The organism is Taishania pollutisoli, from assembly GCF_014518315.1.
Taxonomy (GTDB): Bacteria; Bacteroidota; Bacteroidia; order Flavobacteriales_D; family Crocinitomicaceae; genus Taishania; species Taishania pollutisoli.
This window is the reverse complement of sequence record NZ_JACVEL010000001.1, coordinates 673029-697603: the sequence shown is the minus strand read 5'-3', so window position 1 is coordinate 697603 and position 24575 is coordinate 673029. Positions and strand designations below refer to the sequence as shown.

General features: G+C 42.5%; 13 protein-coding genes. 8 read left to right on the top strand and 5 right to left on the bottom strand.

What is annotated here, in order from left to right; genetic code table 11:
* Positions 1 to 50 precede the first annotated feature (50 nt).
* Positions 51 to 848 carry a hypothetical protein gene (locus H9Y05_RS02875; RefSeq protein ID WP_163490604.1) on the top strand — a complete coding sequence of 266 codons (798 nt, stop codon included), beginning with the start codon at positions 51 to 53 and terminating at the stop codon, positions 846 to 848.
* Here H9Y05_RS02875 and H9Y05_RS02870 read toward each other — a convergent pair.
* Both H9Y05_RS02870 and H9Y05_RS02865 read right to left on the bottom strand, forming a co-directional pair.
* Positions 845 to 1447 (bottom strand): polysaccharide deacetylase family protein, encoded by a 603-nt coding sequence (locus tag H9Y05_RS02870; protein ID WP_163490603.1) that lies wholly within the window; start codon positions 1445 to 1447, stop codon positions 845 to 847. The genes H9Y05_RS02875 and H9Y05_RS02870 overlap by 4 nt on opposite strands.
* Before the next feature lie 15 nt (positions 1448 to 1462).
* The gene (locus H9Y05_RS02865; RefSeq protein WP_216713444.1) at positions 1463 to 5605 is read right to left on the bottom strand and encodes a glycosyltransferase family 117 protein; all 4143 of its coding nucleotides are present in this window, start codon (positions 5603 to 5605) and stop codon (positions 1463 to 1465) included.
* A gap of 460 nt (positions 5606 to 6065) precedes the next feature.
* Here H9Y05_RS02865 and H9Y05_RS02860 point away from each other — a divergent pair, with 460 nt between their 5' ends.
* The 4 genes from H9Y05_RS02860 to H9Y05_RS02845 all read left to right on the top strand — a co-directional run bounded on the left by H9Y05_RS02860 (position 6066) and on the right by H9Y05_RS02845 (position 14319).
* Positions 6066 to 7682, top strand: coding sequence for a hypothetical protein (locus tag H9Y05_RS02860; protein WP_163490601.1), 1617 nt, complete (start codon positions 6066 to 6068; stop codon positions 7680 to 7682).
* A gap of 182 nt (positions 7683 to 7864) precedes the next feature.
* Positions 7865 to 10942, top strand: coding sequence for a T9SS type A sorting domain-containing protein (locus H9Y05_RS02855; RefSeq protein ID WP_216713443.1), 3078 nt, complete (start codon positions 7865 to 7867; stop codon positions 10940 to 10942).
* 127 nt (positions 10943 to 11069) lie between these two features.
* On the top strand, positions 11070 to 13052 hold the full coding sequence (locus H9Y05_RS02850) for a T9SS type B sorting domain-containing protein (protein WP_216713442.1): 1983 nt from the start codon (positions 11070 to 11072) through the stop codon (positions 13050 to 13052).
* 112 nt (positions 13053 to 13164) lie between these two features.
* Positions 13165 to 14319, top strand: a complete 1155-nt coding sequence (locus tag H9Y05_RS02845; RefSeq protein WP_216713441.1) for a 3-hydroxyacyl-CoA dehydrogenase NAD-binding domain-containing protein — start codon at positions 13165 to 13167, stop codon at positions 14317 to 14319.
* Between the two features lie 387 nt (positions 14320 to 14706).
* On the opposite strand, the gene H9Y05_RS02840 is transcribed toward H9Y05_RS02845, so the two are convergent.
* Positions 14707 to 17127: a DUF5686 family protein gene (locus H9Y05_RS02840; protein WP_216713440.1), complete on the bottom strand. Its 2421-nt coding sequence runs from the start codon at positions 17125 to 17127 to the stop codon at positions 14707 to 14709.
* Positions 17128 to 17294: 167 nt separating this feature from the next.
* A complete protein-coding gene (gene hemL / locus H9Y05_RS02835) occupies positions 17295 to 18599 on the bottom strand; it encodes a glutamate-1-semialdehyde 2,1-aminomutase (protein WP_163490591.1) in 1305 nt (434 codons plus the stop codon).
* 359 nt (positions 18600 to 18958) lie between these two features.
* On the opposite strand from hemL, the gene H9Y05_RS02830 reads away from it, so the two are divergent.
* Positions 18959 to 19867: an AEC family transporter gene (locus H9Y05_RS02830; RefSeq protein ID WP_216713439.1), complete on the top strand. Its 909-nt coding sequence runs from the start codon at positions 18959 to 18961 to the stop codon at positions 19865 to 19867.
* Between the two features lies 1 nt (position 19868).
* Here the strand turns inward: H9Y05_RS02830 and H9Y05_RS02825 are convergent, their stop codons facing one another.
* On the bottom strand, positions 19869 to 22160 hold the full coding sequence (locus tag H9Y05_RS02825) for a patatin-like phospholipase family protein (RefSeq protein WP_163490589.1): 2292 nt from the start codon (positions 22158 to 22160) through the stop codon (positions 19869 to 19871).
* 47 nt (positions 22161 to 22207) lie between these two features.
* Between H9Y05_RS02825 and H9Y05_RS02820 the strand changes: the two genes are divergently transcribed.
* Complete coding sequence (locus H9Y05_RS02820) at positions 22208 to 23425, top strand: THUMP domain-containing class I SAM-dependent RNA methyltransferase (protein ID WP_163490588.1); 1218 nt, start codon at positions 22208 to 22210, stop codon at positions 23423 to 23425.
* A 1-nt stretch (position 23426) separates the two neighbouring features.
* Positions 23427 to 24554, top strand: coding sequence for a glycosyltransferase family 4 protein (locus tag H9Y05_RS02815; protein WP_216713438.1), 1128 nt, complete (start codon positions 23427 to 23429; stop codon positions 24552 to 24554).
* Positions 24555 to 24575 lie beyond the last annotated feature (21 nt).

The window sequence follows — 24575 nt, the reverse complement described above, 5'->3', positions numbered from 1 at the left end:
TATTTATTTTGTTACTTTTGTCTTCATAGGCATTTAACTCTAAAAAAGATATGAAGTTTCTCGTTTTTATCCCGCTTTTGATTGGTTTAGTTGCATGTAACGGTTCCAAAAACACGCCGGAAGAGCTTGTTGTACAAGAAGAAAAACAAACGCCGGTTGTCGAAGCAAGTGAATTTGATGCATTGATGGAACGGATTGATGCCGAACTTCCGAATATGTCACGCATTGAAAGCCTGATCTACTCCAGGGAGGATGGTTCGTCTGTCTCAGCGGTGGCTTACCTGGATCAAAACGAGGTAATTACGAAGATTGAAGAAGAACGCATCGACGGGAAAACGCGTACCAGTGCGAAATATTCGTATTATTCCAACGGCGGAGTGTTGTTTGCCACGAAAAAAGCCAGTGAAAAAATCAAAGATAAAACAGCTTATTTTTCGGAAGAAATTTCGTTTTATTCCCCGGAAGGAAAAGTGACAACGTCAAAAGAGCGGACCGCAGATTTTGAAGAATACATCAGCAATGAAGAATACAGGGAAATAGCGGCTGTGGAACATTCAAAAGAGGACGTCATGAAAGTCTTGAGACAGGAAGGACCTTACGCGACAACATTCCAGGGATTTGTGGAAAGCGGACCCTATCATTTCCTGATTGTCGGAGAAAATGTGCCCGCCAACGGATACACAGCATCATTATCTATTCAGGAAGACAGCCCGACATTGAGGTACCTGCGAAAAGAAGGTAAAAATGCTTTGGGCAAAGAACTGTCCATTCAATTTGAAAAATACATCGACGGACAAGGATACATCATGCAAATTCTGAAAAGTGTTGCGTTGGTGGAGCGACGTTAATCAATTACCCGGAACAAGTAATTTTCTGCCAATAACCGCTCAACAATGGGTGGCAGGAGTTTCTGCAACCGTTCTTTGGACTTCAGATTATCGTGAAAAACCAATATGTCTCCGGGTTGGATACTTTCCGCTGCCTTAATGATGGAATCAACCGGTATGGATGCATCATAATCTTTGGAAAGCCAGGTCCACATAATGATTTTAAAGCGCTGTGTGAGGAGTTTGTCCATTTTCCGGTTTAATCGGCCGTAAGGAGGTCTGAAAAGGTTTGATTTCACTTGTTTTTCTGTTTCCAGGATGGAATGCAAATAGGTTTTCTTATCTGTTTTCATTCCATTGAGGTGTTTCATCGTATGATTGCCTGTCCGGTGCCCTTCATCCAGCAACCGCCGGTACAAATCCGGAAACCGCTCTACATTTTCTCCCACACAGAAAAACGTTGCCCGGATATTCTTTTCTTTCAGAAAGTCCAGAACCCAGGAAGTGATCTCGGGATGGGGGCCGTCATCAAATGTGAGAAAGACGGACTTGTCGGAAACAGAAATCCCCCAAATCCGTGCAGGAAATAATTTATGCAGGAGTTTGGGGGATCGATGCATCAATCAGTTGTTTGATTATTCTAAAACTGAATCTTGTTTCATTTGCTCCTGGATCAATTGATTAAAATCCATTTCAGGAGCATTGTTTTGAATCGGTTGATTGCTATTTTGCGCAAATCCGTATTCAGCGCTCAATGCTTCAATGTAATCTTTCAACGACAACAGGTCAATTGTTCTGATTGCACGTACATTTTCGTTCGCATCTGCCAATTCCGCTTCAATGCGTTTGTACAGTGCCGGTAATTTTTTCTCAAACAATTCCATCACATATTGCTCCGTTTGTTTTGCAAAGGCCCCGTTTGGATTGCCTTTTGCCTCGTTGGAGGCAGCAAACAGTTGCAGGTAAGAATCCAGTGCAACCAGGAAGTGCGGCTGGTTTTGAGAAGACAATACAATGTGAGAAGGGCTGTTCAGGAAAAACTCAATGCTTTGCTTGTATTGCTTCGCTAATTCCGTTCCTAATTGTTCCGCTTTCGCATTGTTATCAGCATCGTAGTACATTTGTACATAATCTACTGCAATTCCATCGGAATACCTCGGGTAATTTGCTCCCTGGTACTTGAACGAACCTGCCGGATTCGGCTCTCCGCCGTCCAGAACAATTTCTACCGGCATAACTTCCTGTGCTCTGTCCAGCAATGCGCTCACGCGTTTCTTGCCCTCAGCAATCACCTGATCTGCGTTCTTTCTCAATTCCAATACTTCTGCTTCCGCAGGCTGAATTACCGGTTGGTTCTTAATCATATCGATGTACGAATCAGGATATGCTTTTACCCGTTCCGCCTGATCAATTGTGTGCAGGTAATAGCGTACAAGCGAAGCAAACTGGCTTCGGTACTGAATCACATGACGTCTGGCATAGTAATCGGTCAATACCTTCGGATCGTTCATTTTCCCGAAATGCTGCTTTTTCATTAAGCTTTCGTACATTTCTTCCACATCAATCGGAGCGTCCTGTCTGATCGGGTTTACTTCGTATGTTGAACCGGTTTGTTTCAAAGCGCCTGCATTCAACAAGGCACGTGAAACTTTACTTCCATATGGACTGGAGAAATAAATTCCGCGCTTCCATTCGTTGTTTGCCAGGATGTCCATCATCATGATTTCTTCACGTGTCAGTGAGTTTACCTCCATTTTGAAGATCACTTCATCCATGATTTTCGACTTATCCGTATTGGAAGGAATTGTACCTGATTTCAAAACATTGTCTTTGTTTACTTTCAATACAAACACATTTGTCGGGAAGAAACGTGCGCTGCCCGCTTTTGTAGTCAGCATATTGTTGTCATCACGCAGGAATGCCATTGCATCTGCCAGGTCCATAGATTCCCATCCCTGACTCAATTGCTGGTATGCCTCCTGGAATCCCTTGATCGTATTTTCGGTAGGAGTGATTGCCTGGTTTTGCAAAGCACCGAACAACTCTCTCATTCCGGAAAAACGCATGTGAATATCGTTGGTCAGGTCATTTACCTGCGCGGGACGTGTCAATACTTCTCTCAACTGACCTACGCGTTGCTGAACTGCCGGTTGCGCGATTTCAAATCCACTCATCACTCCCGTCATGGAACCGGCGAATGTTTCAACAGCTTTAATGGCGTTGGTCGTGTTTACTTTTACACGTAAATCAATGATTTTCTTCAAAATTTCGGCAGAAGCATTATTGCCCAGGTACAAATCTGACAGATTCACAAACTGAATCTGGTCCGTATTTCCGGTATACATCAGGATCTGATCCGGAGAGAATTTGATCGGCAACGGATCTGAATCATACGTTTTGCGCATCATTTGTGCGGTGTACCAGTCGGTTTGCATCAACGAAAGGTTACAAACACGTACGTCTGACCGGAATCCCTCCACTTCCTGGATGTACCACAACGGGAAGGTATCATTGTCCCCGTTTGTAAAGATGATTCCGTTCGGAGAAACCGCGCTCATATAGTTGTAGGCAACATCGTGAGCCGTTGTCTTGTTACTTCTGTCGTGATCATCCCAACCTTGCAGTCCCATAATAACAGGAGCAATTAACCCGAGAAGAGTTGCCAAAGTGGCGCCGGCTGTTTCGCTTCGTGTCACTTTTCCGACCAGCTTCATTCCACCGAGTAACAGGAACGCCATCACGGAAATAGTCAGCCAGGATAAGGTATTCGGCAGAGAAGATTCGCTTCCCATATCGAGAATGAAGAAGAGTGCTAATCCTACAGCTGCGATGATTCCAAATTTCTTAAAATGTTCTTTTCCGAACGATGTAAATGCATGGTAGAGTGCGTACACCCCGATACCGATCCACATGGTGAAGAAGTAGAATGATCCTGCATAGGCATAATCCCGTTCACGTGGCTCATATACTTTCTGATTCAGGTATACGACAATTGCCAATCCTGTCAGCAAGAATCCCAGCAGAACCACAAACGCGTCTTTCGGTGAACGATAGGCGTGGAAAAAGAACCCGATTAAACCAAGTACCAACGGAATGAAAAAGAAACTATTGTTTGCTTTGTTATTGGTTGTGTAATAAGGTGCATTTTCCTGGTCACCCAAGCGTGGTGTATCGATGAATGAGAACCCCGATTTCCAGTTTCCGTTGATTTGATTTCCGTCTCCCTGAATATCATTTTGACGACCTGCAAAGTTCCACATAAAGTAACGGATGTACATCCAGTTAACCTGGTAGCTGAAAAAATAATCCAGATTTTCACCGAAACTAGGTAATGGCAACTGATCTTTCCCCATTTCTCCTTCCTTGCGGGAAGCATCATACCCGGACCACATTTTGTAACCGTCTATTTTTCTCGGATCTTCGGCACTATACATACGCGGGAAGAAGGTTGTTTGCTCGTATGCAGGTTCTGCCTGTTCTCTTGATCCTTCGTTTACCTCGTAAAATTCTTCTTTGGATTCCGCTTTGTTCTCCTTTGCAAACTTCTCAGCATCTGCTTGTTTCAGGAATGTCTTCAAGACAACATCGTTCTTGTGTACAATAAAACGACGGGCATAAACCGCTTCTCTGTCCTTCCATCCGGACCGGTCTGCATACGGATTCCAGCTTCCGTCTGAGTCAAAGCGACCTCCCAGCTCTTTTGAATTCCAGTGTGGTCCACTGAGCAACGGTGCTTTTCCATACTGATCCCGCTTCAGGTAGGAGTGAAGATTTACCAGGTTTTCCGGGTTATTTTGGTCCATCGGAGTATCTGCATTCGAACGAATCACAATCACAGAAAAGGAACCGTAACCGATCAACAGGAAAATCAATCCGAAAAGACTGTTGTACAAAACTGTTTTTCCTTTTTTACGTGCATATCTCGCACCGTAAATTAAGGCACCAACCAATACTGTGAAGAAGAAAATCGTTCCTGCGAAGAATGGCAGACCAAATGAATTTCTGAAGGTAATTTCAAAGGAAGAAGCCATGGAGATGGTTCCCGGAATGACACCTTCCTGAATTACAGCAAGGATAATCAACGAAAGAAGTCCTGTAAGAATGAATGTTTTTGGTTTCACTTCTCCCCACAAACGGAAATAAATAACATACCCGATCGCAGGTACAAGTAAGATTCCCAGTAAGTGGACCCCGATTGCCAGACCGATTAAGAACATAATCAGCAACAACCAACGATTTGGAGCAGCATCCACCCCCAACTTTCCGCTTTGCAGTAAAATCATTTCTTCGTCCCATTTCAGGATTGCCCAGAAAACAATCGCAGTAAATAAAGATGACATGGCATATACCTCACCTTCAACTGCTGAAAACCAAAAAGTTTCGGAAAAAGTGTACGCCAATGAACCGACGATTCCACTTCCCATAATTGCAATCAAATCTCCCTTTGAAAGTTCCGGTTTGCGTTGCAATACCATCTTGCGAACCAGTGATGTGATGGACCAAAACATGAACAAAATAGTAAATGAACTTGAAAGAGCTGACATTCTGTTGATCCACAACGCAACGTCTGTCTCAAGTGCGAAAAATGTGAACAGACGTCCCAGTAACATAAACAACGGAGCTCCCGGAGGGTGGCCTACTTCCAGTTTGTAAGCAGCCATGATGTACTCCCCGCAGTCCCAGAGACTGACTGTATCTTCAAGCGTGATAAAATAAACAGTTGTAGCGATTAGAAAAACCAACCAGCCCAATAAAACATTAAGTTTTCTGTAGTTCATAATACATGTTTACGTTGGATAGAATGAAAAAAACACACTACACCAAATTATTAATCTCTGCGAAAATATAAATATTCGGTAAGGAACAGGTGTTAATTATACGAAAAAAATCCAAAATGTTCAATTCAACGGCTTCCTTCCATTGTGCTCCTTCACCATGAAAACAAATTGACAAGAGCATAGATACTGGTCCATAAATAACGATTCAACAGCTACGTGTAACGGCTTTCAGAATACAGAAAGACAGAAAAAGCAACTTGTTTTTACATTTGATTATTAATATTTTAATGCTTTTGATGGTGTACTTAATCGGTTTATTAGCGTGCAAAAACAACTATTATTGTGAATTATTCGTCTTCTTTGTGCAAAATTTAATTCACCGGTTCAAGTGTCAGTACAATACGATAACGCAACAAGTAATTATAAATCTTCCTACTTTTACAAAAAAAATGCTAAATTGTTGAAACGACTTTTGATATTCCTTTGCCTTTTCCACGGATTTCATTTGTCCGCGCAAAAATTAAGTGCCACGAAAGGGATCGAGCAGCTTCGTACAATTGCCAATCAGTCACCTGCAAAAAATGTCAATAAGAACGTTCTGAACTTTTTAACGGCCAACCAGGAAAAAGCGTTTATTGACGATAGCCATTACAATGTATTCCTGCACGAAGTCGACACGTTTTTCAACGAATCACAGGATAATTACCTGGATGTGTTATTTTTTCTGGGAAGAAGGTTCCAATTGTCCAAACAAAACCAGGATGCCTTTCCCTACCTGTACAAAATTGAGTTGTTGATGACTCCGGGGAAATCGTACGAATTTGAATGCGAATTTTATGAATTGATGGGATTGTCTTACTTTTTTTTCAAACGGTATGAGCAATCCAAGGTTTACCTGAATAAATCGCTGAATTGCAGCAACACAACAGAACATGCTAAAATAAATATCTTAAACACGCTCGGACTGATATACAGCACTTCAGATCCGGAAAAATCAGAAAATTATTACACCGATGCAATTGATCTGGCTAAAAAAACCAACAATACCGTCTGGGTGGGAGTGTTATCCGGTAATCTGGGGGTTCTTTATTACAATAAAAACCAATATGAGCTGGCCCGGAAGTTTTTGACGATTGATTTTAATACCAGCAAGGCTGCAGGCGAAGTAGAGAGTGCATTGTCGGCAATGACCCAGTTGATCGAGATTGACATTGTATTTAAAAATTCGAGTGGTGTTCAAAAGAAAATCCAAACCATTGATTCCCTGGTTGCTGTTTACCCTAAAATGCAGCGTAATATGAGTTATTACAGGTCCAAAGCACTGTGGTACGAATACACACGCGATTATGAAAAAGCACTGGAACTGTATAAAGTGGAACAACGAATCAACGACTCGATCAACCGGTTGCGCAATATTGTAAATGCCAACAACACAGAGTTCCAGATTGATTTTGAGCACCGTCAGGCTAAAATACAGGTTTTACAAGAGCAATCAAGAACCAGTAAACGAATCATGATCGGGTTGATCATCCTGGTGGTGATTATTGCCATCGGTGCCTACATCATCATTCTCCAGATTTTGAAACGGAAGAAAAAAGAAAAAGAATTACTGGAACTGAAAAACAAACGGGTAAAGGAAAACCTGGAAAAAACGGAACAGGAAATGCAGTCTGTTCTGAAAAGTTTGATGGAGAAAAACGAGACCATTGCTAAAATGAATGAAGAACTGGAATTGCTCTTCCTGAAAATGGACCGGACAGAAGAAGAACACAAACATCTCACAGACAAATTACAGTCGTTTACTTTACTGACAGATGAAGACTGGTTGCAATTCAAACACCTGTTCGAAAAACGCTATCCGGGCTTCTTTGACTTTTTCTATACCAACTACGAAGATATTACCAATGCCGAGTTGCGACTTGCCGCTTTATTGAAGTTGAACCTGGAAAACCTTGAGATTTCGAAAACGCTGGGAATCGGTCCTGATTCCGTTCGAAAAACCAACCTGAGACTTCGCAAGCGACTGGACATTACCGAACAAAAAGACTTGCAAAAATTGATTCAATCCATCGCTTAATTAAACGATTGATAATCAGTTGTTATAATAGATGAATAGTTGCCCGTTACCGGTTTTATTCATTGTCCCATTATTGTCCCGTACTGAAAACGAATGCACTGATTTTTTATTCATAGACTTGCAATAAGATTAACTCGTCGTTAACTCATCATTATTTTATTAACGTTTAATAACTAACTTTTATGAATGTATTATACAAACCATTGAAAAGTGTTTGGGGCTTGTGTTTGGGGCTTACTGCATCAATGGCAATTGTCACAGGTTCGGTTGCACAGACAGTCAATGTACAGGTCGGTAACCAAACGGGTACAACTACAAATCTTCCTTTAAATGCCTATTATGGGTATTCTTATTCGCAGCAGATTTATACCGCTTCCGATTTAACCAATGCAGGAATTACAGGCCAGGCACAAATTTCACGCATCCGTCTGTACAAAACAACCGGAGATATGTCAAACGGATTGCAATGGGTCGTTTACATGGGGAATACCTCAAGAACAGCTTTCGCCAGTAATACAGACTGGGAAGCTGTTGGAAACTTGCAGGAAGTTTATTCCGGAACAATTACCAATGCCGGAGACAATGCGTGGTGGGAAATTGTTTTTACTACTCCCTTTATTTGGGACGGCGTAAGCAACATTATTCTGGCAGTAGATGAAAATCAAAGTGGATACGGATCGAATACTTACTGGAGAAAATCAGATCTGGGTGCCAACAGAGGAATTTATTTCTATGCCGATGGCAATAACCCGAATCCTGCTTCTCCGCCATCGGCTACAGGAAGAGCAGGACATGTCAATAACATTCAATTGATAGGTGATTACCCGGTTTCATGTTCCGGAACTCCTGTGCTTACAGATATTCTTTCAAGTGCAGGGACAGATTTATGTGAGGGAGAAAACACCGTTTTGTCTCTACAGAACCATGATACACACTATTTCCTTGACGGAATTACGTACCAGTGGCAACAGTTTGACGGAACGAACTGGGTAGATGTTGCAGGAGCAACGGATAAAACACATGCAATCACCGGAATGGAAAATTCAACGGATTATCAGGTTGTTATTGGTTGTTCGCATTCCGCGCAAGAGACTGTTTTGTCACCGATCAGTTTGACTGTTCACGCCGCTCCGAATGTGGTTGTGGATGTTGAAGAGAGTGTGATTTGTCCGTCATCTTCTGTAGCAATTACAGCAAGTGGTGCAGCAACGTACGCATGGACTCCTGCTGCCGGATTGAACGTTGCAAATGCTGCAACAGTGAATGCCAACCCGACAGCGACAACAATTTATACCGTAACTGGAACTGACAGCCAGGGATGTACGGCTACAGCACAAGCGAAAGTAATACCATATGGTAATGTATCTACACAAACAACAACGAATCCAACTGAGTTGTGTGAACCGAATGTACCGGCATCTATTACAATCACAGAAGTTGCAGATGTTGTCGGAGGAACATGGGAATACCGCTTCCTGGGTGTTGACGGAACAACAGAGGTTCAACCATGGAATTCAACAAACGTGTACAATTTCATTCCTACACAGGATTCCGTGTATACCTTCTATTACCAATTGAGAAATTCTGCATGTACAAGCCCGCTTGATTCAGTAAAAATCGGTGTTGTTGTTGGTTTCGGAGCACAGGATGTTACAATTGTAAACTACGATTGTATCAACCTGGGAGGTTCGGCTACATTGGTAAACCCGTTCGGACAAAGAGAAATCATGGAAATTTATTCCAATGACTTTAATGCATCCGGTGATTTGTCGGCATTGACATTGACAGGTACAGTAACACAAACTGCGGACAGATTACAATTGACGACAAATACACCGTCTGCTCTTGGAACAGCGCGTGTATCCATTCCAGGGTTTTCAACCGGAGCAAATAACTCGTTCTCTGTTGCGTTTGACCTGACAGCAGATCAACCGTATGACCAATATGGTACAGGCGGGGGAGACGGCTTGACGTACTCATTCGGAGACGATGCGACTTCAACAGCGAATGGTAACGGACACAATGGGTACGGAACAAAACTGCGTTTATGTTTTGATGCAGCAGGGAACAGCGGTGAGAATAACAATGCTGCGGGAATTTACCTGGTTTACGGGTGGACAGCAAACAATGCATTTGGTCCAACCAGTTCTCAGACACTGGCATATTCGCCGAATATCGCTTTATGGAAAACAAAAACAGACATTCCGGTTGTATTTAATATAACATCTGAAGGAACAGCTAACCTGACGGTTGACGGCGTAACAATTTTTGAAGATGTTCAATTGCCGGCAGCTTACCTGAATGCAGATGTATCCAACTGGTACCATTTATTTTCAGCAAGAACGGGAGGTGATGCATTGCGTCATGCAGTAGACAATGTAAACATTACTTCGGGAGCATTGTTGTACGGAATTACACAAAGTGCAACGGCAACTCCGACGGCATGGCAAACATCTCCTGAATTTTCTGATTTGTTACCGGGAACATACTATATATGGGCATCAAAAGACGAAGCAGTAACATGCGGGAAACAAATTGAAACAATTGTGATTTCAAATAGTAATCCTGTTGTTGATCTGGGTGCTGATACAACTATCTGTGAAGGAGAAACGTTGGTGTTGGATGCCGGAAATCCGGGATCATCTTATGTGTGGAGCAATTCAAACAATGTGAACCAGACACTGGAAGTTGCTGCGGCAGGAACATACACCGTATATGCAACAGCTCCGAACGGATGTTTCGGTGTCGGAACAATCAATGTTGCTGTTAATGGAGAACCGACAGCAAGCGGACTTTACAGACAAGGATCCTACCCGAATTTTACATTCACGGTATTGAATGCACAAAATGCAGCTTCTTATAACTGGAATTTTGGTGATGGTACGACCGTAAATAATGCGCCTGCAACGATTCAGCATACCTATACAAGTGATGCTTCTGTTACAGTTACAGCTACATTGACAAACGATTGCGGATCTACAACAATTACAGCTTCTTATGCAGACCTGGCAGTTGAAGAAAACCAATTCTCAGATTTGAAAATCTTCCCGAACCCTGCGACAGACAATTTCAAAGTGTCATTAAGCAATGCTATGGACGCGACTGTTTCTGTGGTTTCTACAACTGGTGCTATCGTGTTGAATGCAACATCATTTGCAAACGAAGTAGTTGTGAATACAGTACAATGGGAGAAAGGAATTTACTTCGTAACAGTTACAAGCAACGGATCTGCAACAACCAGCAAAATTGCAATCCGGTAAATAGATTATCTAAGATACCAGATACAATAATGACCATAAAAGGGAGAGTTCAATCTCTCCCTTTTATCCCTTTAGACCCAAACTGACTCTAACACACACTTGAAAAAAGACATTAAATTCAAAAAAAATGAGATTAGCAGCAGCTTTAGTGATACTCGGAGGTTTTAGCGCAAACGGTTTATTAGCCCAATGCGGATCTGTAGTACCCGATCTGGGGAATGATACACTTGTCTGCCAGGGGCAGTCGGTTATTCTGAACCCGGGAACGTTTGACTCATATCTGTGGGATAATAATTCCACCAACCAAACCCGGGCCGTTACACAAACCGGAACATATTGGGTAAAAGTCGGTACGACAGACCTGACCAACAACCTGATCGTCAACGGAGATTTTGAGCAAGGAAATGCCGGATTTTCAACAGGATATATTTATACAACGTCATCTACAGGTACCTACGGAATTCTTTCGCAGGAAGGGAGGTATACAATTACTTCTTCCCCGAGCCTGGCACATACGAATTTTACTTCGTGCACGGATCATACACCGGCTCCCGGAAATCAGATGATGGTTGTAAACGGAGCAAGTACTCCTACAAATGTCTGGTGTCAGACCGTAAATGTGACACCGAATACGGATTATTATTTCGGAACGTGGGTTTCCTCTGCTCTGAATGATGCGAATGTAGCACAATTACAATTTTCAATTAACAATGCGACCATTGGTGCTGTGTTTTCACCGCCGGTTACAGGATGTACATGGACACAATTCTATCAGGTATGGAATTCAGGAGCGAATACAACGGCTCAGATTTGTATCCTCAATCAAAACACGAACGTTTCAGGGAACGACTTTATGATTGACGATATAACATTTGCAACAATTTGTTATGCCCAGGATACCATCAATGTAACCAGTGTTCCGAAGCCTGTTATTACCGTCACTCCGAATGATAGCATCTGTGCAGGAGAACTTTCTTCCATCATTGCTTCTTCTACTTCAACGGATTTGGTGTATAACTGGACACCAGGAAATATTAATTCATCTGAATTAAATGTTTCACCGGCTACATCTACATTCTATTCAGTTACCGCAACGGATACAAACGGATGTGTATCTAACCTGGTAAGCCGTCTGGTACATGTGAAGCCGTCTCCTTCCGTTACGATTGTAGAAGCAGAAAATCCAGTCTGTTCGGGGAACCCGGTGTTTTTAACCGCCACTTCCCCGTCGTCAAATCTTACGTATAACTGGACACCGATTGCAGCAACAACACAACAAGTATCCGATACCCCGATAAGTTCAACACAATATACTGTCCAGGTAACGAATCAACAAGGGTGCTCAGGATATGACACCATTCAGATTGATGTTATTCCACCGCTTGCATTAACGTTTGCAGGCAATACAACTATTTGTCAGGGAGATTCAACCCAGTTGACGGTTTCCGGAAATATTCCTCAGATGCAGTTTGAATGGGAAGGAACGGTAATTGGAAATCAATATACCGTTGCTCCGACGGAAACAAGTTATATCTATGCTACGGGTTCTTTTCAGAATTGTCCGCAGGTAACCGATTCCATTCAGGTTGTTGTCAATGAAATTCCTACATTTGTTACTCCGCAGGATGTACAGATTTGCAAAGGAGAATCATTTCAATCAACTGTTATTGCAACCCCTTCATCAAGTACTGTTTACTGGACTACGTTTGGTGGAATGACCGGTCCGACGCAATCCATTACGGCGACGGATGATCAATACATTATTGTTTATGTTGAAAACCAGGGGTGTGTTGCCCCGGCAGATTCATTTTTTGTTGATGTATTGTTGTCATGTGACATTGTTGTTCCCAACGTATTTACACCGAATAAAGATGGTATAAATGATTTGTTTTCATTGATTTCCGCGGATGGTATTGAAAGCTTGAGTTGTGTGATCCTCAACCGATGGGGGAATGTTGTTCAAACATTCAGTCAACCGAACTTTACATGGGATGGAAGAGATGCCGGAGGAAATGATATGATGGAAGGAGTTTACTTTTACCAGATTACCGGAACAACCTCAGGCGGAGAAGAGATCGATAAGCAGGGATTTGTATCGCTGGAAAGATAATTTTTACCAAGATGAATAACCGAAAGCCATTGCTTCCTGTGAAGTAGTGGCTTTTTTCATGGATACTACTCATTTTTTAAGTAGTTTTGGACAAGAAAATTATCAAACAGACATGAAAGTAGGAGTTTTAGGAGCCGGTACAATGGGAGCCGGAATTGCCCAGGTAGCCGCACAGGCAGGACATCAGGTTGTGTTGGTGGATGTCAACCGTGAAGTGTTGGATAAAGCAAAAGGTAACCTTGTAAAAGTGCTGGATCGCCTTGTTGAAAAAGGAACGGTATCAGTTGCCGGTGCAGCCGAAATCAGCGAGCGATTTACGTATTCAACTTCCACCACTGACTTTTCAGCCTGCGGGATTGTCATCGAAGCAATTGTGGAGAATATGAATGTGAAACATACGGTATTCAAGGAGCTGGAGTCCATTGTCTCGGAAGAATGTATCCTGGCTTCCAATACTTCTTCCTTGCCGATCGCATCCATCGGTTCTGTGTTGAATAATCCGTCCCGTATCATTGGTATCCATTTCTTCAATCCGGCACCGTTAATGCCACTCGTAGAAATCATTCCTGCCGTTCAAACCTCGCAGGAAGTTATGACTGCTGCAAAGCAATTGATCGACAGTTGGAAAAAGATCACGGTTTTGTGTAAAGACACTCCGGGATTCATCGTGAATCGTGTAGCCCGTCCGTTTTATGGAGAAGCTTTACGAATCTATGAAGAAGGCCTTGCTGATTTTGCTACAATTGACTGGGCGATGACCAAACTGGGCGGATTCCGTATGGGACCATTCACGTTGATGGATTACATCGGAAATGATATCAATTATACAGTTACAGAATCTGTTTTTACAGCATTTTACTACGATCCGCGCTATAAACCTTCGTTTACACAAAAAAGACATTTTGAGGCAGGGTATTTAGGCCGTAAATCAGGAAGAGGATATTACAATTACGCGGAAGGAATTGTGCAACCGGAGCCGTCTGAAAATCCGGAACTCGGACAACAGATAGTTGATCGCATCCTGGTGATGCTGATGAATGAAGCAATTGACGCATTGTTCCTAAATGTCGCTTCCAAAGAAGATATTGACCTGGCAATGACCAACGGAGTCAATTATCCGAAAGGATTGTTGGCCTGGGCAGAAGAAAAATCATTGCCATGGGTACTGGAACAATTGGAGAATTTATTTGAAGAGTACGGAGAAGATCGTTACAGACCCAGCCCATTGTTGAAACGATTGGTCAAAGCAGGGAAAACTTCGTTTTAATAATTCGATTCTTAATAAAACATCTCGCTAAGACACAAAGGTCACAATACCGTATAGGTTTTGCATGTTAGAGAGATTCGTTAATCCAATTATCCCGGGTGGTCATAATGCTATTTTTACATTGTTGCTTCTTTTGGTAACAATACCGAAGAACATGATCAATAATGCACTCCATAAGATACAAAACAGTGTTCTCTTATCATCCTCCGCGTCTTTGTGCCTTAGCAAGCCCTTATTAAAGTTGGGTGATGAAATCGTGTTGAATAACCACAGATTCACGAATTACCTCTCTATTGACTGTTAATCGGTGTCATTTTTTTCTTTGTTCGTTCCTTTTTAATCTGTGTATCGTGGTGAAAATAGCACCCGATTTTTAGAACAGGGCCCTTAATTATTAAACCCTGCAAATTTCAAGCTGATCTTCGGCACCAGATTTTTGATCGCATCCGCGTCGGAATGATAGCCATAGCGGTAGAATGCTCCGATTCCCAGTTTCAGGAAGTTGATATTCAGAATCCCTGAAAGGATTAATCCTCCTTCGAAAACTCCTTTGTCCATCGTCCAGAATTTCATATTGTGCTGCGTCCGGTTGGCCATATCTCCGTACCCGATACCGTGATGTAGGATAAACTCAGGAGCAAACCATTTCTTCCTGGTCTTAATGACAGGGAAGGAGTAACGCGCAATCAATGATGCCTGTCTGTCGTGATAAAACTCTCCCGGGTATACCGTTTCCAATGCATTGATCGTTACAATATTCCAGTCTTGTCGCGTTCCGACAGCATATTGTTTCAATGCCATTGGTACATCTCCGAATGTCTGAGATGCTTCCAGGTGTACATTCAGTTTACCGAAACGCAGGCTTTCTACATCTTCATCAACTGCCAGAAACAAACGGACATAATCTGTTTGCGCATTCGCAATGCCAGACCATCCTTTCGCAATTTTCAATTTAATTTTTGGATAATTCGTAGATTGAGCCATTCGGATGTCTCCCAGTACAACAATTCGTTGACGGATGTTCCACTTCATTTCAAATGCTGTTTCTGCAAGATCCAGTTTTTGCAAAACCGCTCCCTCGTCATTCGTAAACCGGTAATTGCGGGTAAATTCCAGCCGCTGATAGTTTCCGGTTACGTGCATCGTTAAATTCCCCAATGGAGCAATCGTAAAGGTCATTTCAGCCAATCGCTGACGATCCATGAACTTGCGGAAGAAATTGGTGAACAACGTAGGAGAAGTGATGTCCCAGCTTGTTTTTGTCATGTCATTTGCTCCACGGGTCAGTACATCTTGCTGGTAGCGCAATCCAATGCTGATACCAAGACGTTTGTTGAGGTGAAATGTGGAATATCCGCCATATTTCCAGTCTTTGTCGCGCGTTCCCCAGGCAAAATAACCTCCCACAACAATATTTTGCATCAAGCGGTCGGATGTTTCCAGCCCGGCACCCAAACGGTATCCTTCGTGAAAGTTAAAATCAATGATCCGATCCAAAGGAAGACTTACATATCCCAGTCGCAGCTTTCCTGTTGTCAGGGCAATCAACCCGTTTAGTTTCCGATCGAAGTTTTCTGCCTTGCTGAAGCTGTCCAGCACCCGGTAAGTTGTCGTTTCCCTACTACTCAGCGTATCTCGTCGCAAGCGGTTCCATTCCTCCTCGGATTTGTCTCCTGCATCTTTATTGGTAGAGAGGGCAATGTTCCCGAACCCGTTCTTTTTGAGATCATCGGGATTCAGCTTGATATTCGAAATGTATGTATTTCCATGCCCGGTGACGTATCCCGATTCTTTGTCGAGTGACATCTGGAATCCTTTCAATTCCACTTTGGTTTTCAGATCTACCGGAAACCATTTCTTACCCTCAATCAACTTGTATTCTTGGATGATCTTCACATACGTTTGACTTTCGGATGCTTTTGCAGGTTCTGCAATGACTTTCTCAATAGCAAATCCGTTCGTATTAATAAACAGCAACCCTTTCAATCCTTCAATTCCCGCATCCGGGCGGGGACGAAAGGAAATCATAAAAGTCGTATCCGTTCCTGCAATGGTGGTATCTTCAATCAGGTAATAATACCGTTTGGTGCTCCCCAGTGCAATCGGATTAAAATACTTGGTTCCCAATAATTCAAACTGGTTATCGTAAAAATGGAAGGATTGCATACTTTGTGCAAAGGTGGAGAACAATGGATTGTTCAGCCCTGAAACCTTGTACGCAGTAATGTTTTCACGGTCTCTTGCGGGTGGAATGAATTTGCGTTCGGAAGAACTTTCCATCATGAATAAATGTTGCGATTTGATCAGACCGATCATATATTTGGAAGTATCGTCCGGGAGCTCCATCACCTTTTTTGTGAATGCCGTGTCCATGTCAAAAATGAATTTACTGTAACTTTCATACGTAAATGCATCGTTTTCCAGGGGATGGTTTTTCTTGCGGTTTTCAGTTACTTTATTGATGATCCTCAATGCAGGATTTACACCCGGAAGAATGACCACTTCGTCAAATTCCGTCGGGAGGACGCGCATCAGAACGGTTACCTGTTGTTGTCCGTTTAGCAGTACCGTTGTATCTTCATAACCGGAAAAACTCAGTTGTAAAGAAGTCACATCATTGGAAAATGTTGCTTTTCCGTCAATGTTGGTAAAAAACGGTTGTCCGACATCCGGGAATACTTTTACAAACGGCATGGGTTCACGACCTGCAGTATCGAGAACAATTAACTGTTTTTGTGTGAAGGCCTGAAATGAAAAAAAGAGAGTAATGAATTGAAGGAGATAGATAAGATGAATGTTTGATTTCATAAGGGGCACTAATTTTTAATTAAAATCAAGTAATTTATGTGTTAATGTATCAAATGAGTAACAACATCTCCTAACAGATCTTCACGAATGGTCTGAATGACCGGATGAAAGGTCAAAACGATGAATGAACAGTATGTTAATGTGTCCATTTACAATTTCTTCTTCCTTTATTCAGCCATTACATGATCCAATCCCTGCTTGATCACTTCAGCAGCCTTCTTCAGAATTTCCGGGTTGTGGACGCTGGATATAAATCCAACTTCATAACCGCTCGGTCCGATGTAGACTCCGTTGTTCAACAGAAATGCGTGTAGTTGTTTGAACTTGCTCATGTCGGGGTTGATCTGATCCGCACGGGTAATATTTTTCTTCCCGTCAAAATTAAACCAGAAAATGGACCCGATGGTCACAAATTCAAAATCATATCCTTTTTCCTTTGCATATGTATTGACATTCTCAACAAATGCTTTTGTTCTTTTTTCCTGATCCTGGTAAAATCCTTCTTCCGCACAAACGGTTAATTGTGCAATCCCTGCTGCCATTGCTACCGGGTTTCCGGACAGTGTTCCGGCTTGATAGACAGGACCGTCCGGTGAAACGCACGACATGATTTCTTCTCGTGCGCCGTAAGCACCAACAGGCAAACCTCCTCCGATGATTTTACCATAGGTAATAATATCAGGTGTAATTCCATAATATGCTGCCGCCCCGTTGAAAGAAACACGGAATCCTGAGATCACTTCATCAAAAAACAACAATGCACCGTATTCCGAGCAAACACTTCTTAAGGTTTTGAGGAATTCACCTCCCTGAAGCAATAACCCGTTATTGGCGGGAATCGGCTCAATGATTGCACAGGCGATATCAAACCCATGTTGCTGGAAACAACTTCTTAATGCTGCTTCATCATTCAATGGCAGAACCAATGTTTCATTCACAAATGCAGCAGGAACTCCGGCACTGGAAGACTCACCGAAGGTAACCAGACCACTTCCCGCTTTTACCAGCATCGCATCGGTATGTCCGTGGTAACACCCTTCAAATTTTACAACCTTGTTTCTCCCGGTATACCCTCTTGCAAGTCTTAACGCCGACATGACGGCCTCCGTACCGGAACTTACAAACCGGATTTTATCGATAAACGGGTTGCGCGACAAGATCAATTCCGCCAATTCATTTTCCAAAGCCGTAGGAGCTCCGAAGCTGGTTCCGTTTTGAAGTGCTTCAACAACTTTCCGGTAGATAGCAGGGTGATTGTGCCCCAAAATCAAAGGTCCCCAACTGGCACAAAAATCAATGAACTCATTTCCGTCCTCATCCCAGATTTTATAACCGTCCCCCCGTTTGATAAACAATGGATTTCCATCAACGGATTTAAATGCTCTTACAGGAGAGTTCACACCTCCCGGAAAATAAGTTTTTGCCTTTTGGAATAATTTTTCTGAATTGGAACGAGAAATTGAATGACTCATGACTTGATTTGAATTTTTGCAAAGATAGCAAAAAGTGGATAGTCCCGAAATTGATTGGAGATTCTACGCAGGGCAAACGCATTAAAAATTTTCACGCTTTTAGTGTCCACCACACATATTTCTTTAATGATTTACATGAACAATTGCTGCTAAGCCACAAAGTCGCAAAGGGGGGTGTTCATTCCGATCGCATCTTTGTGTCTTCGTGCCTTTGTGAGAACAAAAGACCTAATGCATTTTAAATTAAAAGTAAATGTGTTTCCCCATAGGGTTTTGTTGAACAGATCAAAAAAATAATGATGTGAATTTTCCACCTCATAAATGAGCGTTACCTTTGCCTGAAAATTCCAGACGTTAAAATGACAAGTATCATCCTTCTTTTTTTGTGTTTATTCATTGGGATAGGAATCCGTTATCTGAAAGCATTTCCTGCAAATACTCACACAACACTTAATCAATTCATTATTCACATTTCGTTGCCTGCAATGGCATTGTTTTACCTGCCTAAAATTGAATTTTCATCCGACCTCATTTATCCGGTTGCGATGCCCTGGATCGCTTTTGCTATGGCATTTATTTTATTTGCAGGTCTCGGAAAATTGTTCGGATGGTCAAAATCATTGATCGGCTGTCTGATTTTAACAGGTGGGTTGGGAAATACATCGTTTGTCGGTATTCCCGTCATTGAAGCGGTGTATGGGGAAAAAGGGTTGGAAACACTGATAATGATTGATCTGCCGGGAACCTTTGTGGTGTTGTCCACTTTAGGAATTTTGGTCGCAACAATTTATTCCAGAGGTACAAATGATTTCAGCGTGATCTTTAAGAAGATCTTTACATTTCCACCATTCATAGTTTTTCTGATCGGGATTGTTTTGAATGTCCTGGATATTCGTTTCCCGGATTACCTGGATGACGTTTTTTACAAATTAAGTGCAACCATTACACCTATTGCATTGGTGTCTGTAGGTTTTCAACTGAAAATCAATAAACGCAGCAAACACTGGCGGTTTTTGTTCCTGGGACTTGCCTACCAGTTAGTGCTTTTACCGGTATTTATTTATGTACTGTATGTCATTCTTCTGAAGCAGGAAGGATTGGCGATAGATGTTTGCATCATGGAAGCAGCCATGGCTCCGATGATTACAGCGTCAATTATTGCAGCTTCTTATGGCTTAAAACCACGGTTGAGCAACATGATGGTCGGAATCGGAATCCCCGTTTCGTTTATTACATTAACAATGTGGTATTTCATTTTAAGCTGGTAGCTTATCTGATGGCATGTTGGTTGAACAGGATATACCCGAAGCTGATCTGGAATGTAAACGGCTGTAATTGTTTGGGAAAATAATTGAAGGTCGCGCGTACAGGACCAACCGGAGAATGATAAATTACCGATCCGGAAGCAACAAAAGACTCTCCTTTGAAAGGTTTCGCATAGCCGAATGTACCATCATCATTGAGGAGGATAGATCGAAACGGCTGATAATAATACCCGTCCGCACGGATATCAATATTTTTTCGGATAGTGAAAATTAAATTGGTTCCCACACCCACGTATTGAGGACTTCGGAATTCCGGCATAAAATACGTTGACATGTCCGGAAGAGGAGTATAAGCGGTCATTGCCAGAACAGAAGCGGTATAATTTGAAAACAGAGACTGCGAATTAAAAACGGCCGTTCCGTGGATTCCCCAATGAAAGATTTTTAAATCCAGCGGAAAAGTTTGAAAATCACCTGAAATATTGATCCAGGAATGGTGCTTGGATTCGTCAAACGGGATCAAAGCCGTTGACCCCGAAACAGAATGCTCCCGGCCGTATACGTAACGTACCTTGAACGCAGCATAATGCCCGGAAGTAGCAAATTGCTTTCTGTTGAGTGTATTTTGTGTAAATTCCCAGCTGAATGTCACCCCCTGAAACTGGGTAAAGTCAGTGGTGTCTGCATTGCTGAAGTTCTTCGTTTGGTAGTAATCATCCTCCAGGAGGAAATAACGTCCCTGAAAAGTACTTTTGGTCGAATTTCCGATCGGGTGCTTGAAATCAATACCGGTATAAACCTCATTCTGAACCAGGAAAGAGGGCTTTTCCGGAGCAAAAAAGGTGGCAAAATTGCGAAAGTAATCAAAGCGGTTCAATACAAAATAACCCGAAAGGTTGACCGGAAAGATGGAAGGGATATCCATTCCGAGTTCTGTTTTTACAGACGTATAAAATTTTCCGAAATATGAGTTGACGTAGGCCCGCGAGGCAACCTTCCCCAAGTGACCGTAGGAGACACCGACATATCCGGTATTGACTGCCCGGGTTGAAAAATGTCCTCCTACCTCAAAATTAAAATCTTTGGATTTATTAACAATCAAGTCCAGGTTATAGGTACTGTCCGATTTCAGGCTGAGGGTCGGGAACATAAATCCTACTTGCGGCGTTGCCCGCAACCTGAAATAACGACGCTCCAGGATACGTTCCGGGATCACTTCATTCTTTTTAGACCGGATCAGGGAGTTTTTTGCAAAACTCAATGATTTGTTTTTTCGTGAAAAAGCATTGATATTGCTGATTGTAATCGGTATAATCTTTTTCCTGAATGCCTTTCTTTTCATATCAATTTCATCTTTTGTCACACGTCTGTCAATCCGTGCGAGAATGGAATCAATGTAGGGCAATGTTTGTTCATACCCCTCGCGGATAATTTGGGCGGCATCCTGGAAGTCAAACGTAGAAGAATTAATTTCAGGTTCAATTAATATGCCTTCCTGGCAGGGAATGGAAAAATCGGAATAAGAAACCAGCATGTTTGTCAACTGGCTGATGATGTTGTTTTTTTCCGGTAGCTGTGCATTAAACGAGACATTACTTCCAATGATGAAGTCGGGGTGAAATTGTTCATAAATCACGTTTGCCGGGAAGTTATTGTACAATCCTCCGTCAAAATACAGGGTATTGTTGATTTCAATGGCTTCAAAATAAAACGGATACGTCATCGACGCCCTCACTGCCTGATTGAGTTTCCCCCTGTTGAAGGTCACAGATTTTTTGTTGGCAATGTCTGAAGCAATACAGCGATATGGAACAAACAGACTGTCAAAATTGTTTCCGGCAATTTCTCCTGCCGGAGCCAGTAATTCCATCAAGACATAATCGACGTAAGCAGATGATCGGTAGTGTGTCGGGATAGAATTGAGAATGGAACTGTCTATCCCGATTCCGAATTTAAACATGGAAGCATTTTCATCGGGTTCCCGGTAAGAAAAACGTTGATGCGCTTCAATCTGACCGGTAGACATTTTCTGAAATGCCTCTGAACTTGCCAGGAGTTCGATTTCTTCGGGACTATATCCTGCGGCATACAATGAACCGATCAATGCTCCTGCAGATGTGCCGGTGATATAATCAACCGGGATACCATGCTCTTCCAGCGCTTTTAAAACCCCGATATGTGCCAGACCTGTTGCACCACCGCCACTTAATACCAAACCTACTTTCTCCTGAGCTACAAGTAGAAATGTATGGTTAAGCAGAACAAATGCAAAAAGATACCGGAATATTGCTTTCAATTTCTTTCTTTTGTACAAAATTAGTATAAATATTAATTGGTTACCACGTGGATAAGTACAGACAATCATCAAAGATCAAAACAACGGATGTGTCCGGCACATTTAAAATAACGCTCAAAACCCTGTTCGGGTTGGAGCAGGTGTTAAAAGAGGAGTTGGAAGAGCTGGGATACAACGAGGTAGAAGTGCTCAATCGCGCGACGCAAATCACGGGAACATGGAGAGATGTTTATTTTTTAAACCTCCACTGCAGGTGTGCGATTTCTATTTTAGTGGAGATTGCCGCGTTTAGAATCAAACACGAAGATGATTTGTACAAGCAGGCGAAAAAAATTGACTGGACGGCTTATTTTGACATTAATAAGACATTTGCAATAAAAGGAGCGGTCATTTCTAACTTCTTTAATCATACACAATTCCCATACCTGGTTGTAAAAGATGCAATCGCAGATGTATTTCGTGATCAATACGGAAAACGCCCGGATGTAGACATCAAGCGGCCACAGGTATTGTTTGATTTGTACATCAACAATGATTGGGTAACCATTTCGTTGAATACGAGTGGATTGCCATTGTATCAGCGGGGATACCGGGAAGATGTAGGGGAGGCTCCTCTGAATGAGGTGCTCGCTGCCGGGATGTTGCGTTTGGCGAAATGGGACAAACAGACACCGTTGATTGATCCGTTTTGCGGCTCGGGAACGATTTTGATTGAAGCGGCATTATACGCGGCCGGGATTCCGTCAACGATTGAACGACAGCATTATGCATTCAAGAATTTCTACAATTACGACGAAAAATTGTGGCAAGAGATATACGGGGAAGCGGAGCAAAAAATGAAAGCAACAGGAAAATTACCGGTTGAAATTTTAGGATTTGATATCAATTCAGAAATGGTACTGAAAGCGAGAAGAAACCTGAGAAGATTCAATATCGGCCGTTTTGTAGAGATCAAAACAGCTTCCTTCGATGAAGTAAAAAACCTTGGCTTTGAAAAAGGGGTGATGGTGACGAATCCTCCGTATGGAGAACGCATCAGCGCTAATATTCCGGAATTGTACTCCAAAATAGGTGATTGGATGAAAACAGAACTAAAAGGATTTGACTGCTGGATGATTACTTCGAGTGAAGAGGGGTTGAAATCCATCGGTTTAAAACCGGATGCAAAGATTAAATTATTCAATGGAAGCCTGGAATGCAGTTACCGGAAATTCAGTATCTATTCAGGGTCGAAACGGGAAAAATTCCAGGTAAAAGAACACTGATATGAAGCTGCTGATCGTAAATACATCGACCGGGTGGGGCGGATTGGAAATGAATGTCGTTAAACTGGCAGGGGAACTGCAGAAAAACGGTATTGAACTTCATTTTGCCTGCCAGGAGAATACTGTGTTCGATCAGCAGATTACACCATTGTTTTCGTCCGTTTTGCGACTGAAAAAGGTGAAAAAATATGTTGATTTTAAGAATGCTTCACGCGTTGCCGGCTACCTTCGGAAAAACGGTATCAGTGTAGTGTTCACAGCTTTTCGTCCCGACCTGGATTTGTTGTTGTGGACCAAACGAAAGGCGGGAAACATCCATATTATTCACCAGCAGCAGATGCAGATTGGTATTCCTAAAAAAGGATACATTCAACGCATGCGGTTCAAGGCAGTGGATGTGTGGCTGACCCCTCTGCAGTGGCTGAAGCAGGAAGTATTAGAGAAAACAACCCTGGCGGAATCGAAAATCCGGATTGTACCATTGGGCGTGAGAGTGGAGCCCTTTCTGAGTCAGCAACCGTCACGTTATGAGGCACAGCAATTCTTCGGGTTTCATTCAGATGCCTTTGTGCTGGGAGTAATCGGTCGGATTGATGAAAAAAAAGGGCAGTTATTCCTGGTGAAGACGGTCAAACAGTTGCTGGATAACGGAGAAGATGTCGCTCTGTTGATTGTAGGAGCACCAACTGTCGATGATCCGAAAACGATTATTTACCACCGGGAGATTGTCCGGTTTATTGAAGAACATCACTTAACAGAACGCATTCATTTTGCTTCACCGACAAAAGAAATTATCAATTTCTACCGCGCAATTGATTTATTTGTGATGTCAAGTGAAGGAGAAACATTCGGAATGGTCACCGTGGAAGCTCAGTTTTCAAAAACTCCGGTCATTGGAACCAATTCCAGTGGCACACCTGAGGTACTGGGACACGGAACCCGGGGAGGATTGTATACATTTAATGATGAACAATCGTTTACAACTACCTATTTCCGGGTACGAAAACAACTGAATGCCGGAGAACTGGATCTGGATGCCATTCAACAGGAAGCGATTGAACGCTATGCGTTGGATAAAGAAGTAGAGGGTGTATTGCAGGCAATCCGTGAATGCACCACCGGGAAATAAAAAATCCGCCATTTCTGACGG